Annotated in this window: 9 protein-coding genes; 6 read left to right on the top strand and 3 right to left on the bottom strand. The window is 69.3% G+C overall.

Annotated elements, in window-relative coordinates; translation table 11 throughout:
* Window positions 1–57: 57 nt before the first annotated feature.
* Together ftsY and RHCRD62_RS23155 are read right to left on the bottom strand one after the other, a co-directional pair.
* Window positions 58–1,512 carry a signal recognition particle-docking protein FtsY gene (gene ftsY, locus RHCRD62_RS23160; protein ID WP_050067109.1) on the bottom strand — a complete coding sequence of 485 codons (1,455 nt, stop codon included), beginning with the start codon at window positions 1,510–1,512 and terminating at the stop codon, window positions 58–60.
* A 52-nt stretch (window positions 1,513–1,564) separates the two neighbouring features.
* Entirely contained in the window at window positions 1,565–2,200 is a 636-nt protein-coding gene (locus tag RHCRD62_RS23155; RefSeq protein WP_050067108.1) for a TetR/AcrR family transcriptional regulator, read from the bottom strand.
* A 187-nt stretch (window positions 2,201–2,387) separates the two neighbouring features.
* On the opposite strand from RHCRD62_RS23155, the gene RHCRD62_RS23150 reads away from it, so the two are divergent.
* From RHCRD62_RS23150 to RHCRD62_RS23125, 6 genes are read left to right on the top strand one after another with little or no spacing between them, the layout of a single operon-like run.
* Window positions 2,388–3,755, top strand: a complete 1,368-nt coding sequence (locus RHCRD62_RS23150; RefSeq protein WP_050067107.1) for a flavin-containing monooxygenase — start codon at window positions 2,388–2,390, stop codon at window positions 3,753–3,755.
* 11 nt (window positions 3,756–3,766) lie between these two features.
* Window positions 3,767–4,906: a serine hydrolase domain-containing protein gene (locus RHCRD62_RS23145; protein ID WP_050067106.1), complete on the top strand. Its 1,140-nt coding sequence runs from the start codon at window positions 3,767–3,769 to the stop codon at window positions 4,904–4,906.
* Window positions 4,906–5,946 carry an NAD(P)-dependent alcohol dehydrogenase gene (locus RHCRD62_RS23140; protein WP_050067243.1) on the top strand — a complete coding sequence of 347 codons (1,041 nt, stop codon included), beginning with the start codon at window positions 4,906–4,908 and terminating at the stop codon, window positions 5,944–5,946. Before RHCRD62_RS23145 ends, RHCRD62_RS23140 begins: the two co-directional genes overlap by 1 nt.
* 27 nt (window positions 5,947–5,973) lie before the next feature.
* A complete protein-coding gene (locus RHCRD62_RS23135; protein WP_050067105.1) occupies window positions 5,974–7,635 on the top strand; it encodes a steroid-24-oyl-CoA synthetase in 1,662 nt (553 codons plus the stop codon).
* Window positions 7,636–7,682: 47 nt separating this feature from the next.
* A complete protein-coding gene (locus RHCRD62_RS23130; protein WP_050067104.1) occupies window positions 7,683–9,431 on the top strand; it encodes an N-acyl-D-amino-acid deacylase family protein in 1,749 nt (582 codons plus the stop codon).
* 51 nt (window positions 9,432–9,482) lie between these two features.
* On the top strand, window positions 9,483–10,259 hold the full coding sequence (locus RHCRD62_RS23125) for an SDR family NAD(P)-dependent oxidoreductase (protein WP_050067103.1): 777 nt from the start codon (window positions 9,483–9,485) through the stop codon (window positions 10,257–10,259).
* 96 nt (window positions 10,260–10,355) lie between these two features.
* Here RHCRD62_RS23125 and smc read toward each other — a convergent pair whose 3' ends face one another.
* Complete coding sequence (gene smc, locus RHCRD62_RS23120) at window positions 10,356–13,970, bottom strand: chromosome segregation protein SMC (RefSeq protein ID WP_050067102.1); 3,615 nt, start codon at window positions 13,968–13,970, stop codon at window positions 10,356–10,358.
* Window positions 13,971–13,993: the final 23 nt, after the last annotated feature.

Here is a 13,993-nt window from a genome sequence, read left to right as displayed (position 1 = left end):
ACCGGTGTGGTGCGGTGCCCGTGATGTCCACGGGCACCACTCCTGCCGAAGGCCCGATCAGCCGAGCAGCGCGTCGACGAAAGCGTCCGGCTCGAAGGGCGCCAAGTCGTCGGCACCCTCACCGAGACCCACCAGTTTCACGGGCACACCGAGCTCGTGCTGCACCTGGAAGACGATGCCGCCCTTCGCGGTGCCGTCGAGCTTCGTGAGCACCACTCCGGTGATGTCGACGACCTCCGCGAACACCCGCGCCTGCACGAGTCCGTTCTGGCCGATCGTGGAGTCGAGCACCAGCAGAACCTCGTCGACCTTGGCCCGCTTCTCGACGACCCGCTTCACCTTGCCCAACTCGTCCATCAGACCCGTCTTGGTGTGCAGACGTCCTGCCGTGTCGACGATGACGACGTCGACGCCGGTCTCGATGCCCTTGGACACCGAATCGAACGCGATCGCCGCCGGATCGGCGCCCTCGGCGCCCCGCACGACCTCGGCCCCGACGCGCTCCGCCCATGTCTGCAACTGGTCCGCCGCCGCCGCGCGGAACGTGTCCGCGGCCCCGAGCAGCACGCGGCGACCGTCCGCGACGAGCACGCGCGCGAGCTTGCCCGTGCTGGTGGTCTTGCCGGTGCCGTTGACGCCGACGACGAGCAGGACGCCCGGCGTCGAGCCGTGCGGCAACGCCCGGATCGACCGATCCATCTCCGGGTGCAACGCCTCGATCAGCACGCGGCGCAGCATCTCCCGCGCCTGCGCCTCCGTCTTGACGCCGCCCGCCGCCACCTCGGCGCGCATCTTGCCGACCACTTCCTCGGTGACCGCACTTCCCAGGTCCGCGATGATCAGCGTGTCCTCGATCTCCTCCCAGGAGTCGTCGTCGAGGTCACCGCCGCCGAGCAGACCGAGCAGCGACTTGCCGACCGCGTTCTGCGAGCGCGACAGCCGGCCGCGGAGCCGGTCCAGGCGGCCCGCGGTGGGGGCGATCTCCTCGATGGCAGGAGCTTCGACAACCGGCTCGGGCTCGGGAGCTGCTTCCGGTTCCGGCTCGGCGACGACCGGCTCGGGCTTCTCCGGCTCGGCGACGACCGGCTCGGGCTTCTCCGGTTCGACGACCTCGGGCGCCACGACCTCGGGCGCTACGACCTCGGGCTCCGCAACCTCGGGTTCGACTACCGGCGGCGCCGTGACCTCGGGAACCGCCGCGGCCGACTCTTCGACGACCGGCGGCTCCTCGACCGGCGGCTTCTCTGCGATCGGCTTCTCGACAACCTTCGGCGTCACCGGTTCCGGTCGCGGCTTCGGTGGCGCGGTGTCCGTCGCACCCTGACTGAAACTGAATCCGCCCGCCGACTTGTAGCCACCCGATCGGTCCTTCGCCTCGCCGATAGCCTCGGGCTGCTCGGATTTCGGCGTCAGGCTGACCTGCCGCTTCCGGTACAGCACCGTGCCCGCGACGAGCGCGACGATGAGGACGGCCAGTACGGCGGCGATTGCGATCCAAGCTCCGGTAGTCACCGGCCCATCCTCTCAGGCGACGGGCGAGCGGTGCGACACGGTGCGCAGGCGATCAGTCCGCGGCCGGGGCGGCGAGCGCCGGAAACCAGATGTCGGTGAGCACTTCGGCCGCCAGTTCGGCGGACGCGTCGATGGTGCCCTGCATCGCCCAGCGGGTGAAGAACCGTTCGAGCTGGGTGCTCAGCAGTTCGATGCGCAGACGGGCCTCGTCGCGGCGGCCTTCTGGCCAGCGTTCGAGGTAGTTCGTCATCACGTTGGGGAGCGCGAGCATGCCCTCGCGGGCGATGGCCTGCATGTCCGGCTCGAGGACGGTCGCCTGGTCCCAGGCCGAAAGCATCTCGCGGTGCTGCTGGAACCAGTCGATGGCCCGGGTGACCCAGTCGGTGAACTCGGCGCGTGAGCCGGTCTCGAGAACCCGATCCAGGTCCTGATACACCGCCAGCGTGCTCAGCGCCATGTCCTCGTTGCTGAGCGCCTTCAGCACGTCCACCTTCGACGGAAAGTGCAGATAGAACGTCGCCCTGCTGCAGCCGACGTCGGTGGCGATGTCGTCGACGGTGACGGCGGCGTATCCCCGGTCGCTGAACAGGGTGCGCGCGGACTCGACGAGGCGCGCCCGCGTGGCCCGCTTCTGCTCGTCCCGCAGTGTGCCCCGTCGCTGCCGGGGCTTGTCTGCCGTGTCCACCATGCGCCCAAGGCTACCTTCTGCCCATTCACTGAGCGCAACGACTTTCACAAGACGTCCCGATTTTCACTTGACAGTGCGTCAGCGAACGCTAAGGTATGGCCTAGGTCACATTTGCGGCTGCTCATTCGGCCCGCCCATCGCCGCCGACCGGAGCACGGCCACCACCACGCGCAGAAGGACGAACACCATGGACACCACGACACCGCCGAAGGTCTGCATCATCGGCGCAGGCCCATCCGGGATCACCACCGCCAAACGGTTGCAGGACCACGGCGTCCCGTTCGACTGCTTCGAGGCATCCGACGAGGTCGGCGGCAACTGGTACTACAAGAACCCGAACGGCATGTCGGCCTGCTACCAGAGCCTGCACATCGACACCTCGAAGTGGCGGCTGGCGTTCGAGGACTTCCCGGTTCCCGCCGAGTGGCCCGACTTCCCGCACCACTCGCTGCTGTTCCAGTACTTCAAGGACTACGTCGCGCATTTCGGCCTGCGGGACAAGATCACCTTCAACACCTCCGTGGACCATGCCGAACGCGGCCCGGACGGACTGTGGACGATCACCCTGTCAACGGGCGAGACGCGCGCCTACGACGCTCTGATCGTGTGCAATGGGCACCACTGGGACCCGAACACCCCGGACTACCCCGGACAGTTCGACGGCACCCTGATCCACAGCCACGAGTACAACGACCCGTTCGACCCGATCGACATGCGCGGCAAGAACGTCGTGGTGGTGGGAATGGGCAACTCCGGCCTCGACATCGCGTCCGAACTCTCGCAGCGGTTTCTCGCCAAGAAGCTGACGGTCTCGGCGCGCCGCGGCGTCTGGGTGCTGCCCAAGTACCTGAAGGGCGTGGCGGGCGACAAGATGACGATGCCCGCGTGGATTCCCCGCCCGATCGGCCTCGCTCTCAAGCGACGCTTCCTCAACAAGAACCTCGGCCCCATGGAGGGTTACGGCCTGCCCAAGCCCGACCATCAGCCCTTCGAGGCGCACCCGTCCGCGAGCGGCGAGTTCCTCGGCAAGGCCGGTTCCGGTGACATCGCGTTCAAGCCCGCAATCACCGCGCTGGAAGGCAAGCAGGTGCGCTTCGCCGACGGAAGCACCGAGGACGTCGACGTCATCGTCTGCGCCACCGGCTACCACATCAGCTTCCCTTTCTTCACTGATCCGAACCTCCTGCCCGACGCCAAGAACCGCTTCCCGCTGTTCAAGCGCATGATGAAGCCGGGCATCGACAACCTCTTCTTCATGGGCCTCGCGCAGCCGATGCCGACACTGGTGAACTTCGCCGAGCAGCAGAGCAAGCTCGTCGCCGCCTACCTGGCGGGCAAGTACCTGCCGCCCTCACCGACCGAGATGCAATCCGTCCTCGCCGCCGACGAGAAGTACTACCTCGGCCCCTACTACGACTCCCCGCGCCACACCATCCAGTGCGAGTTCGATCCGTACGTGCGGAATCTGAAGAAGGAAATCGTCGACGGCGGCAAGCGGGCCCAGGCCGCGGGATACACACTGCCCGTCCCGGCCCGTGCGCTGCAGAAGGTGTGAGGAACCGACACATGGCAACGACAGAGGGATTCTGCGCGGACGGCTTCGAACCGGTTCGCGATGCGCTGGAGAAGCAGCTCGAGTCCGGTGAGGAACTCGGCGCATCCATCTGCGTGACCGTCGACGGCGAACCCGTCGTCGACATCTGGGGCGGGCACACCGACCAGGACCGGACCACACCGTGGACCGAGGACACCATCGTCAACGTCTTCTCCATCACCAAGACGATGACCGCGCTCAGCGCGCTACTCCTGGTGGACCGCGGGCTGCTGGACCTGGACGAGAAGGTGGCCCACTACTGGCCGGAGTTCGCAGCGAACGGCAAGGCGGACATCGAGATCCGGCACCTGCTCTCGCACACGTCGGGTGTCTCCGGCTGGGAGCGTCCCATGGAACTCGCCGACATCTACGACCACGACTCCGCCGTCGCGCGGCTGGCATCGCAGGCGCCCTGGTGGGAGCCGGGCACCGCGTCGGGCTACCACGCACTCAACTACGGCCACCTGGTCGGTGAGGTGATCCGGCGCATCGACGGCCGGACGCTCGGCCGGTTCTTCGCCGACGAGTTGGCGGGCCCCCTCGGAGCCGACTTCCACATCGGTACCGGCCCGGAGTATTTCGCCCGCATCGCACCGCTGGTCCCGCCGCCCGCCGTCGAGTTCGACATGGCAACCCTCGACCAGGACAGCATCCTGGTCAAGACGCTGACCTGTCCCCTGCTCGACTACGAACGCACCTCCGACCCGGAGTGGCGGCAGGCCGAGATCGGGGCGGTCAACGGTCACGGCAACGCACGTTCCATTGCGCGGCTGCAGTCGATCGTCTCCGGTGGCGGCGTGCTCGACGGCAAGACCTGGCTGTCACCGGACACCGTCGACGCCATCTTCCGGCAGCAGGCCGACGGTATCGACCTCGGGATCCTGACCCCCCTGCGGTTCGGCATCGGGTACGGGCTGCCGCACGCGCAAACGGCGCCCGCCGTCCCCGACGGCCGGGTCTGCTGGTGGGCTGGCGTGGGCGGATCGTTCGTCGTCAACGACCTCGACCGCGGCATCACCTTCGCGTACGCGATGAACAGGATGGCACCGGGGTTGATCGGATCCGACCGCGCGGACGCCTACCTCGGCGCGGCCTTCGGGGCGGTGGCGTGATGCGGGCACTGCAACTGACCGACCCCGGCGTCCTCGAGGTCCGCGAGGTCCCGGTGCCGGAAATCGGCCCGTCCGACCTGCTGATCCGGGTCGGCGCGGCCGGGATCTGCCATTCGGATCTGCACCTGCTGCACTTCCCGTACAAGATGCGCGAGGAACCGCTCACCCTCGGCCACGAGATCGCCGGCACCGTCGAGGCCATGGGCTCCGAGGTCGACGGGCGCGTGGTCGGCGAGCGCGGGATCGTGTACCTGTGCTGGTCGTGCGGTGTCTGCCGGGAGTGCATCGCGGGCAACGAGAACGTCTGCCTGGCCGCGGGCCGGACGGCGATGCCGCCGTGCCCCGGGCTCGGCCCGGACGGCGGTATGGCCGAGTACGTCCGGGTCCCGGCACGCTCGTTCGTTCCCATCGGCGACCTGGACTTCCTCCAGGCGGCACCGATGGCCGATGCCGCCCTCACCAGCTATCACGCGATCCGGGGAGCCAGGGAGCATCTGCATCCCGGCTCGACCGCCGTTGTGATCGGTGTCGGCGGGCTCGGACACGTCGCCGTGCAGATCCTCGGCGCGCTCAGTGCCACCCGGATCGTCGCGGTCGACGTCGGCGAGACGCAGCTGGACCTCGCGAAGCGATGCGGCGCCGAGATCACGATCGAATCCGGTTCCGACACAGCCAAGCAGATCCTCGACCTCACCGACGGACGCGGAGCCGACGCGGTGTTCGACTTCGTCGGGATCGACGCGACCGCGCAGATGTCGGTGGCGTCCGTGGCACCGAACGGCGCCTACCGAATGATCGGCCTCGGCGGCGGAGTCCCCGGTGTGACGGCCGAACCGGCCGGCGGCCCGGGCTGGCCGTGGGGCGCGTCCGTCCGGAAGTCGTACGGCGGCACCAGGAGCGACCTCGTCGACTCGATCGCACTGGCGAATTCGGGGCGGCTCACCGTCGAAGTGGAACGGTTCGACCTCGCCGACGCCCGGACCGCTCTGGACCGTCTCGAGTCCGGGCAGATCCGCGGTCGCGCGGTCCTCGTCCCCTGACCACCACCACGATCGAGAGGAACGACCGTGACAGATTCCTTTGACCTCCAGGCCTACATCGCGACCGTGACGGCCGGACTCACCGGGCCCGGCAAGCGATTCGAGCTCGTGCCCGAGACGGTGCTCGGCGCCGAGATCCCGGTGATGAAGACCCGGGACCGCTCGCTCGGCGACGTCCTCGCGGCCTCCCTCGCCTACGGTGACCGCGACTACCTGGTCACCGAGGACCGTCGGCTGAGCTACGCCGAACACGGCGCGGCCGCCTACGCCCTCGCGACGGCACTGCGCGAGAAGTACGGCGTCGAGCCGGGCGACCGGATCGGCATCCTGGCCGCCAACACCCCCGAGTGGGTGGTCTCGTTCTGGGCCGCGCAGGCCCTCGGCGCGATCGCCGTCGGCTTCAACGCCTGGTGGGTGCCGCGCGAGATCGAGTACGGACTCACGCACACCCGGCCCGCGGTCCTGATCGTCGACGCCAAGCGCGCCGCGCTGCTGGACGGCCTCGACGTCGACATCCCGGTGCTGACGATGGAGGACGACCTCCCCCGTCTCATCGCGGAGCACGCCGGCGCCGAACGCCCGGATGTGTCTGTGGCCGAGGACGATCCCGCGGTGATCCTCTACACGAGCGGCACCAGTGGCCGACCGAAGGGCGCCGTGCACTCGCACCGCAACCTGCTCGCGGTCATCGACTACCACCGCTACAGCGACGCGCTGCTCGCGGCGTTCACCGGTGGCGACCCGAACTCGACGGCGCCGAGCAACCTGCGGTACCTGCTGACCTCGCCGCTGTTCCACATCGCCAGCCTGCACAACCTCGTGGTCCCGCGGCTGGCGACCGGCGGCGCGGTGGTGATCTACCAGGGCTCGTTCGATGCCGATCGGGCGCTGGGGCTGATCGAACGCGAACGCGTGACCAACTGGGGTGCGGTGCCCACGATGGCGAACCGATTGCTCGAGCACGAGGACCTCTCGCGCTACGACCTGTCGTCGCTGACCTCGTTCGCCCTCGCCTCCGCGCCGTCGTCGCCCGCATTCCAGCAGCGCCTCCGGGACAAGCTCCCCTTCGCGGCGAATGCGCTGGTGGACAGCTACGGGCTCACCGAGTGCAGCACCGCGGTGTCGGTCGCGAGTCCGCTCGATCTGCAGGCGCACCCCGGGACGCTCGGCAAGCCGATCATCGGAGTCACGGCGGAAATCCGTGACCCGCTCGGACATCCGGTGGCCGACGGCATCGAGGGCGAGATCTGCGTCCGCAGCCCGTACGTGATGCTCGGCTACTGGAACGACGAGGCCGCCACGGCCGCCGCCATCACCGCCGACCGGTGGCTGCGGACGGGCGATTTCGGGGTGATCGAGAACGGCATGGTTCGCCTGACCGGCCGCCGCTCCGACCTGATCCTGCGCGGCGGGGAGAACGTCTACCCGGTCGAGATCGAGCAGTGTCTCGACGAGCATCCGGCGGTGGCCGAGTGCGCCGTCGTCGGCGCCGAGCACCCCGACCTCGGACAGGAGGTCACGGCACTGGTCGTGACCCGGCCGGGACACTCCGTGACCGAGGCCGATCTGCAGGCGTTCACCGCGGACCGCCTCGCCTACTTCAAGGTCCCGACCCGGTGGCGGCTCACCGACGAACCGCTACCCCGCAACGCCACTGGGAAGGCGATCCGTACCCTGATCGTCGTTTGACCGCCTCGAGCCCGAACACACTGCGCTGAAAGGGAAGTGATCTTCCAATGACGTACGACGCGATCGTCGAGAACGGACTCTGGTTCGACGGAACCGGAGCTCGACCCGAGGTACGTAACCTCGGCATCCGAGGCGGCCGGGTGGTGTCGGTCTCGGCTGCGCCACTCGACGCCACCGACTGCCCCCGGGTGGTCGACGCGGCCGGAAAGTGGGTGATGCCGGGCTTCCTCGACATCCACACCCACTACGACGTCGAGGTTCTGCTCCGCCCGGAGCTGACCGAGTCGGTGCGACACGGTGTGACGACGGTGTTCGTCGGATCGTGTTCACTCTCCACGGTGCACGTCGGTCCGTCCGACGCGGGCGACCTGTTCGGCCGGGTCGAGGCCATCCCCCGCAGGCACGTCGTCGACGCGCTCGAGAGCGCCAAGACCTGGACGTCGGCGCGCGAGTACGTCACGGCGCTCGAAGACCGGCCACTCGGCCCGAACGTCGCGGCGTTCATCGGGCACTCCGACATCCGGTCGGCGCTCATGGGTCTGGACAGGGCGACCCGCAAGGAGGTCCGTCCGACCGAGTCCGAGCTCGCGACGATGGAGGCCCAGCTCACCGAGGCACTCGACGCCGGCTTCGTCGGAATGTCGTCGCAGCAGTTGCTGTTCGACAAACTCGACGGCGAGGTCTGCCGCTCGCGCACGCTCCCGTCGACCTACGCGGGCCGCAAGGAACGCCGCAGGCTCAACGCGATCCTGCGGCGCCGCGGCCGGGCACTGCAGGGCGGACCGGACGTGGCGCGCCCACAGAGCATGTTCTCGATGGCGCTGAGCAGCCTCGGGATCGGGCGGCCTCGCCTGAAGGTCAGCCTGCTCTCCGCGGCCGACGTCAAGGCCATTCCCGCGGTGGTGCACATCTTCCCGGTGATGGCGAAGGTGATCAACCGGCTCGGCGGCGACTTCCGATGGCAGCACCTGCCGGTGCCGTTCGAGGTGTACTCGGACGGCATCGACCTGCCCGTGTTCGAGGAGTTCGGGTCCGGTGCGGCGGCACTGCACCTGTCCAATCAGATCGACGAGCAGCGCGCACTGCTCGCCGACGAGGGGTATCGCAGGCGGTTCCGCAAGGACTACGACAAGAAGTACGGGCCGCGCGTGTGGCATCGCGACTTCTTCGACGCCGAGATCGTAGAGTGCCCCGACGAGTCGGTGATCGGCAAGACGTTCGGTCAGGTCGGGGTCGACCGCGGCGGCGTCCATCCCGTCGACGCGTTCCTCGACCTCGTCGTCGAGTACGGCTCCAAGGTGCGCTGGCGGACCACGATCTCGAACCACCGGCCCGAGGTGTTGAACACGCTCGCCGCGGATCCCGGTGTGCAGCTCGGCTTCTCCGACGCGGGCGCCCACCTGCGGAACATGGCGTTCTACAACTACGGACTGCGATTCCTGCGCCGTGTCCGCGATGCGCAACGCGCCGGTCAGCCGTTCGTCACCGTGGAACACGCGGTGCACCGCCTCACCGGGGAACTCGCCGACTGGTACGGCCTCGACGCCGGGCACCTGCGCGAGGGTGACCGCGCCGACCTGGTCGTGATCGACCCCGACCGACTCGACGAATCGCTCGAGACGTACTCGGAGAACCCGATCGCCGAATTCGACAACCTGTCCCGCATGGTCAACCGCAACGACGCGACGGTGACGGCGGTGTTCGTGGGCGGCGAGTACGTGTTCGGTGACGGCGAGGCCGCGCCCGTCCTCGGGAGGCGTCGGACCGGTGAGTTCCTCCGCTCCAGCACCACGTAGCGAACACCTCTGCACCACAACGACAACCCAACCGGGAACGGAGATTCACACATGAGCGATCGGTTTGCGGGTAAGACCGCAGTGGTCACCGGCGCCGCGTCGGGCATCGGTGAGGCGATCACCGCTCGACTGCTCGCCGAGGGCGCGACCGTTGCGGGACTCGACGTCGCGAAGGACGCCCTCGACCGCATGGCGGGCGAGTACGGCGACGCCTTCCTGCCCACCCCGGCCGATGTGACCGTGGAGGCGGAGGTCGAGGCGGCCGTCGCCGCCGCGGCGGAACGGTTCGGTCGAATCGACCTGGCGTTCAACGTCGCGGGTGCGTCACGGGTCGGGGCGATCGTCGACCTCGACGAGGCCGACTGGGACTTCACGGTCGATCTGGTGCAGAAGGGCGTGTTCCTGTGCACCAAGCACGAGGCCCGGCACATCCGCGCGTCCGGCCGCGGCGGCGCCATCGTGAACGTGTCGTCCCTCAACGCCGTCGTCCCGATGCCCGCGGGCAGCCCCTATTCCACGGGCAAGGCGGGCGTGGTGATGTTCAGCAAGACCGCCGCGGTCGAGTTGGCACCCGACGGCATCCGCGTCAACGCGGTCCTGCCCGGCCTCGTCGACACCCCGCTCGTCGCCCCGGTCATGGCCTACGAACCGGCGAAGGAGATGTTCCTCGAGCGCATCCCGGCGGCGCGGCCGGCAACACCCGAAGAGATCGCCGGGCCGTGCCTCTACCTCGCGAGCGACGACGCCAGCTACATCACCGGCGCGAGCCTGGTCGTCGACGGAGGCTGGGAGCTGACCAACTACCCCGACCTGCGCAAGCTCGGATAACCCGGTCAGCCCACTTTCTCGACCGAATGTGGCGTTCAGTCATTCACGTGACTGAACGCCACATTCGGTGGAGCGCAGGGAGGTTCGCCGCCGCGGTCAGGGCTGAGCAGGGGCGGGCTCGGGCGCGAGGGTGTGGCCGCGCAGCCGCTGCGAGATCACCTGCGTGATGCCGTCACCGCGCATGCTCACGCCGTACAGTGCATCGGCGATCTCCATCGTCGGCTTCTGGTGCGTGATGACGATCAGCTGCGACTTCTCGCGCAGCTGCTCGAACAGTCCGATGAGCCGGCGCAGGTTGGTGTCGTCGAGCGCCGCTTCGACCTCGTCCATGACGTAGAACGGCGATGGCCTGGCCCGGAAGATCGCGACCAGCATCGCGACGGCGGTCAGCGACTTCTCGCCGCCCGACAGCAGCGACAGCCGCTTGACCTTCTTGCCCGGCGGGCGCGCCTCCACCTCGATGCCGGTGGTGAGCATGTCGGACGGGTCCGTGAGCACGAGCCGACCCTCGCCGCCGGGGAACAGCTTCGAGAACACCCCGACGAACTCGCGTTCGACGTCCAGCCACGCCTCCGTGAACACCTGCAGAATGCGAGCGTCGACGTCGGCGACGACACCGAGCAGGTCCTTCCGAGCGTTCTTGACGTCCTCGAGCTGGGTGGAGAGGAAGTTGTATCGCTCCTCCAGCGCCGCGAACTCCTCGAGTGCAAGGGGATTGACCTTGCCCAGTGTCGCGAGATCCTTCTCCGCCCGCTTGGCGCGGCGCTCCTGGGTGGCCCGGTCGTAGAGCATGGCGGTGGGCGCGACGACGGTGTCGCCGCGCTCGCGTGCCTGCTCGTACTCGGCGAGCTCGAGTTCGGACGGCGGCAACGGGACATCCGGCCCGTACTCGGCGATCAAGTCGTCGAGGGCCATGCCGTGCTGCTCCAAGATCACGGCCTCGAGCTGCTCGATGCGGGTCGCGGCCTGGGCGCGGGCGACCTCGTCGCGGTGCACGGCATCGGTCAGCGACGCGAGCTGCCCGGTGTACTGGCGGACCCGTTCCTTGACCGTCTCGACCTGCTGGGTGCGTTCGGTGCGGTGCCGGGTCAGTTCGTCGCGATGCGCGAGTGCCGCGGCGACGACGGTGTCGAGGTGCGCGGCGACCTTCGCACCCGATTCCGCGACGGCGGCGGCGACCGCGGCGGCGTTCTTGCGGGCGGCGAGTGCGCGTTCGGCGCGGGCGCGGGCCTCCCGCTCGGCGTGAGCGGCGCGGCGCAGCGAGTCGGCCTTGCCACGCACCGAGTCGGCACGTTCCTCCGCGGTGCGCAGGGTCAGCCGCGACTCCACCTCGACGGCGCGCGCTTCGGCGAGGGCCGCCGCGGCGGCTTCGCGTTCGGCGCTGTCGGTTCCGGAGTCGGTCGCGACACCGGATTGCTCGTTCTGCGCGAGGGAAAGGCGCTCCTCGAGTTCACGCAGCGCGGTGATCGACTCCTCACGACCGGTTTCCGCGGCGGTGCGTTGCGCGGCGAGCCGGTCGGATTCGGCGTGCGCCGCCCGCGCGACCTGCCCGAGACGGCCGAGCTGCTCGTAGATCGCGGACATCGCCGCGTCCGATTCGTGCAGGGCGGCGAGGGCGTGCTCGGCCGTCTCCGCACGGTCCTCGCGTTCGGCGAGTGCCCCGGACAGCGCTGCAGTGAGGTCTTCGGACCGTCGTTCCGCGTCGGCGAGCGCGACCGTGGACTGCTCGATCGCGGATTGCACCTCGAGTGTCGACGGTTTGCGGTCGGACCCGCCGATCACCCAGCCGTTGCCCGCGAGGTCGCCGGTTCGCGTCACGGCACGCCACTGCGGTTGCGCCGCAACGATTTCCGCCGCAACATCGAGATCGTCGACGACGGCGATCGTGCCGAGCAGCGCGACCAGTGCGCCCCGCATGGAGTCGGGGAAGGTGATGACGTCGAGCGCAGGACGTGCACCCGACGGCAGGGTGTACCCGCTCGGCGGTTCCGCAACCGGTGCACCCGACACGACGACCGCGGCCCGTCCGGCGTCGGCCTGCCCCAACGCGGAGACCGCGGCCCGGGCGTCGGCGAGGGACTCGGCCGCGACGGCCTCGGCCGCCGGTCCGAGCGCGGCGGCGATGGCCGCCTCGTATCCCGCGGTGACACTCAGCCGGGCGGCGAGGGACCCTGCGAGTCCATCCTCGGAGCGGTGCTCGAGCAACCACGCCGCACCGTCCTTCTGCTGCAGTCCGATGGCGAGAGCGTCGATGCGGGCCCGCAGCGACGCGACCTCCTGACCTGCTGCCCGCTCCGCGTCCTGCAGTTCGGTGACCCGGGCCTTGGCGGCGTCGAGTGCGACGACGGACCGTTCGTGGTGGGAGTCGAGACCCAGTTCGCCCGCGTCGAGTTCGTCGATCCGCTCCTGCACCGACTCGAACTCGGCCTGTGCGGCATCGCCCCGCGCGCGGGCGTCGTCGATTGCGAGGGTCAGCCGAGCCACCTCGGCGTCCACGGAGTCTGCGCGGGTGCGCAGCGTGTCGACCTGCCCGGACAGGCGCGCGAGCCCCTCGCGGCGGTCGGCGACGGCCCGGACCGCGGCGAGGTGGGCGCGCTCCGCCGCGGACGCGGCCTCCTCGTAGTCGGTGAGCGTTTCCTTGGCGGCGTCGAGGGTCGCGCGCGCGATCTCCACGGCCTCCTGCAGTTCCAGTTCCTCGGCGGCGACGCGGTCGGCCTGGGCCTCGAGCTGGTCGGGGTCCTGTCCCCGCTGACCGACCGGATCGCTGTCGAGGTGCCGCGCACGTTCGGTGGCGATCCGCACCGTCGCACCGACCCGCTCGGCCAGTGCGGAGAGCCGGAACCACGTCTGCCCCGCCGCTTCGGCTCCCGGTGTCAGCCGGGCGAGGGCCTGCTCGTGGGCGCCCAGTTCCGCGGAGGCCGCCTCGAGTTCGGCCTGCACGTGTTCCTGTTGGGCCCGGATGACGGCTTCGTTCTCGGTCTGGGTCGCGAGCTCGGTCCGCTTCGTCACCAGATCGTCGGCGGCGAGCCGCAGCCGGGCGTCACGCAGGTCGGCCTGCACGGTCGCGGCGCGGCGCGCCACCTCGGCCTGCCGGCCCAACGGCTTCAGCTGGCGGCGCAGTTCCGTCGTCAGGTCCGTCAGCCGCGCCAGGTTCGCCTGCATCGAATCGAGCTTGCGGACGGCCTTTTCCTTGCGTTTGCGGTGCTTGAGAACGCCCGCGGCCTCCTCGATGAACGCCCGGCGGTCCTCCGGCCGGGACTCGAGAATGGCGGACAGCCTGCCCTGCCCCACGATGACGTGCATCTCGCGGCCGATGCCCGAATCGGACAGCAGCTCCTGCACGTCCATCAGCCGGCACGACGTCCCGTTGATCTCGTACTCGCCCGCACCGTCGCGGAACATGCGACGCGTGATCGACACCTCGGAGTACTCGATCGGCAGGGCGCCGTCGGTGTTGTCGATCGTCAGGGTGACCTCGGCACGCCCCAGCGCGGCGCGGCCCGCGGTGCCGGCGAAGATGACGTCCTCCATCTTGCCGCCGCGCAGCGCCTTCGCGCCCTGCTCACCCATCACCCAGGTCAGCGCGTCGAGGATGTTCGACTTCCCGGACCCGTTGGGCCCGACGACGCAGGTGATGCCGGGTTCGAACCGCAGAGTCGTCGCGGAGGCAAAGGACTTGAATCCCTTCAGCGTCAGACTCTTGAGGTGCACAGCGGCTTAGATTACGGCACCGC

The sequence above is a fragment of the Rhodococcus sp. RD6.2 genome (assembly GCF_001040705.1).
Classification (GTDB): domain Bacteria; phylum Actinomycetota; class Actinomycetes; order Mycobacteriales; family Mycobacteriaceae; genus Rhodococcus_G.
This window is presented reverse-complemented; position numbering and strand designations above follow the sequence as displayed.

Excerpts from the sequence above, each read along its gene's own strand:
- RHCRD62_RS23140 (WP_050067243.1), top strand. The coding sequence starts at position 4,906 with ATGCGGGCACTGCAACTGACCGACCCCGGCGTCCTCGAGGTCCGCGAG.
- RHCRD62_RS23155 (WP_050067108.1), bottom strand. The coding sequence starts at position 2,200 with ATGGTGGACACGGCAGACAAGCCCCGGCAGCGACGGGGCACACTGCGG.
- RHCRD62_RS23145 (WP_050067106.1), top strand. The coding sequence starts at position 3,767 with ATGGCAACGACAGAGGGATTCTGCGCGGACGGCTTCGAACCGGTTCGC.
- RHCRD62_RS23150 (WP_050067107.1), top strand. The coding sequence starts at position 2,388 with ATGGACACCACGACACCGCCGAAGGTCTGCATCATCGGCGCAGGCCCA.
- RHCRD62_RS23130 (WP_050067104.1), top strand. The coding sequence starts at position 7,683 with ATGACGTACGACGCGATCGTCGAGAACGGACTCTGGTTCGACGGAACC.
- RHCRD62_RS23125 (WP_050067103.1), top strand. The coding sequence starts at position 9,483 with ATGAGCGATCGGTTTGCGGGTAAGACCGCAGTGGTCACCGGCGCCGCG.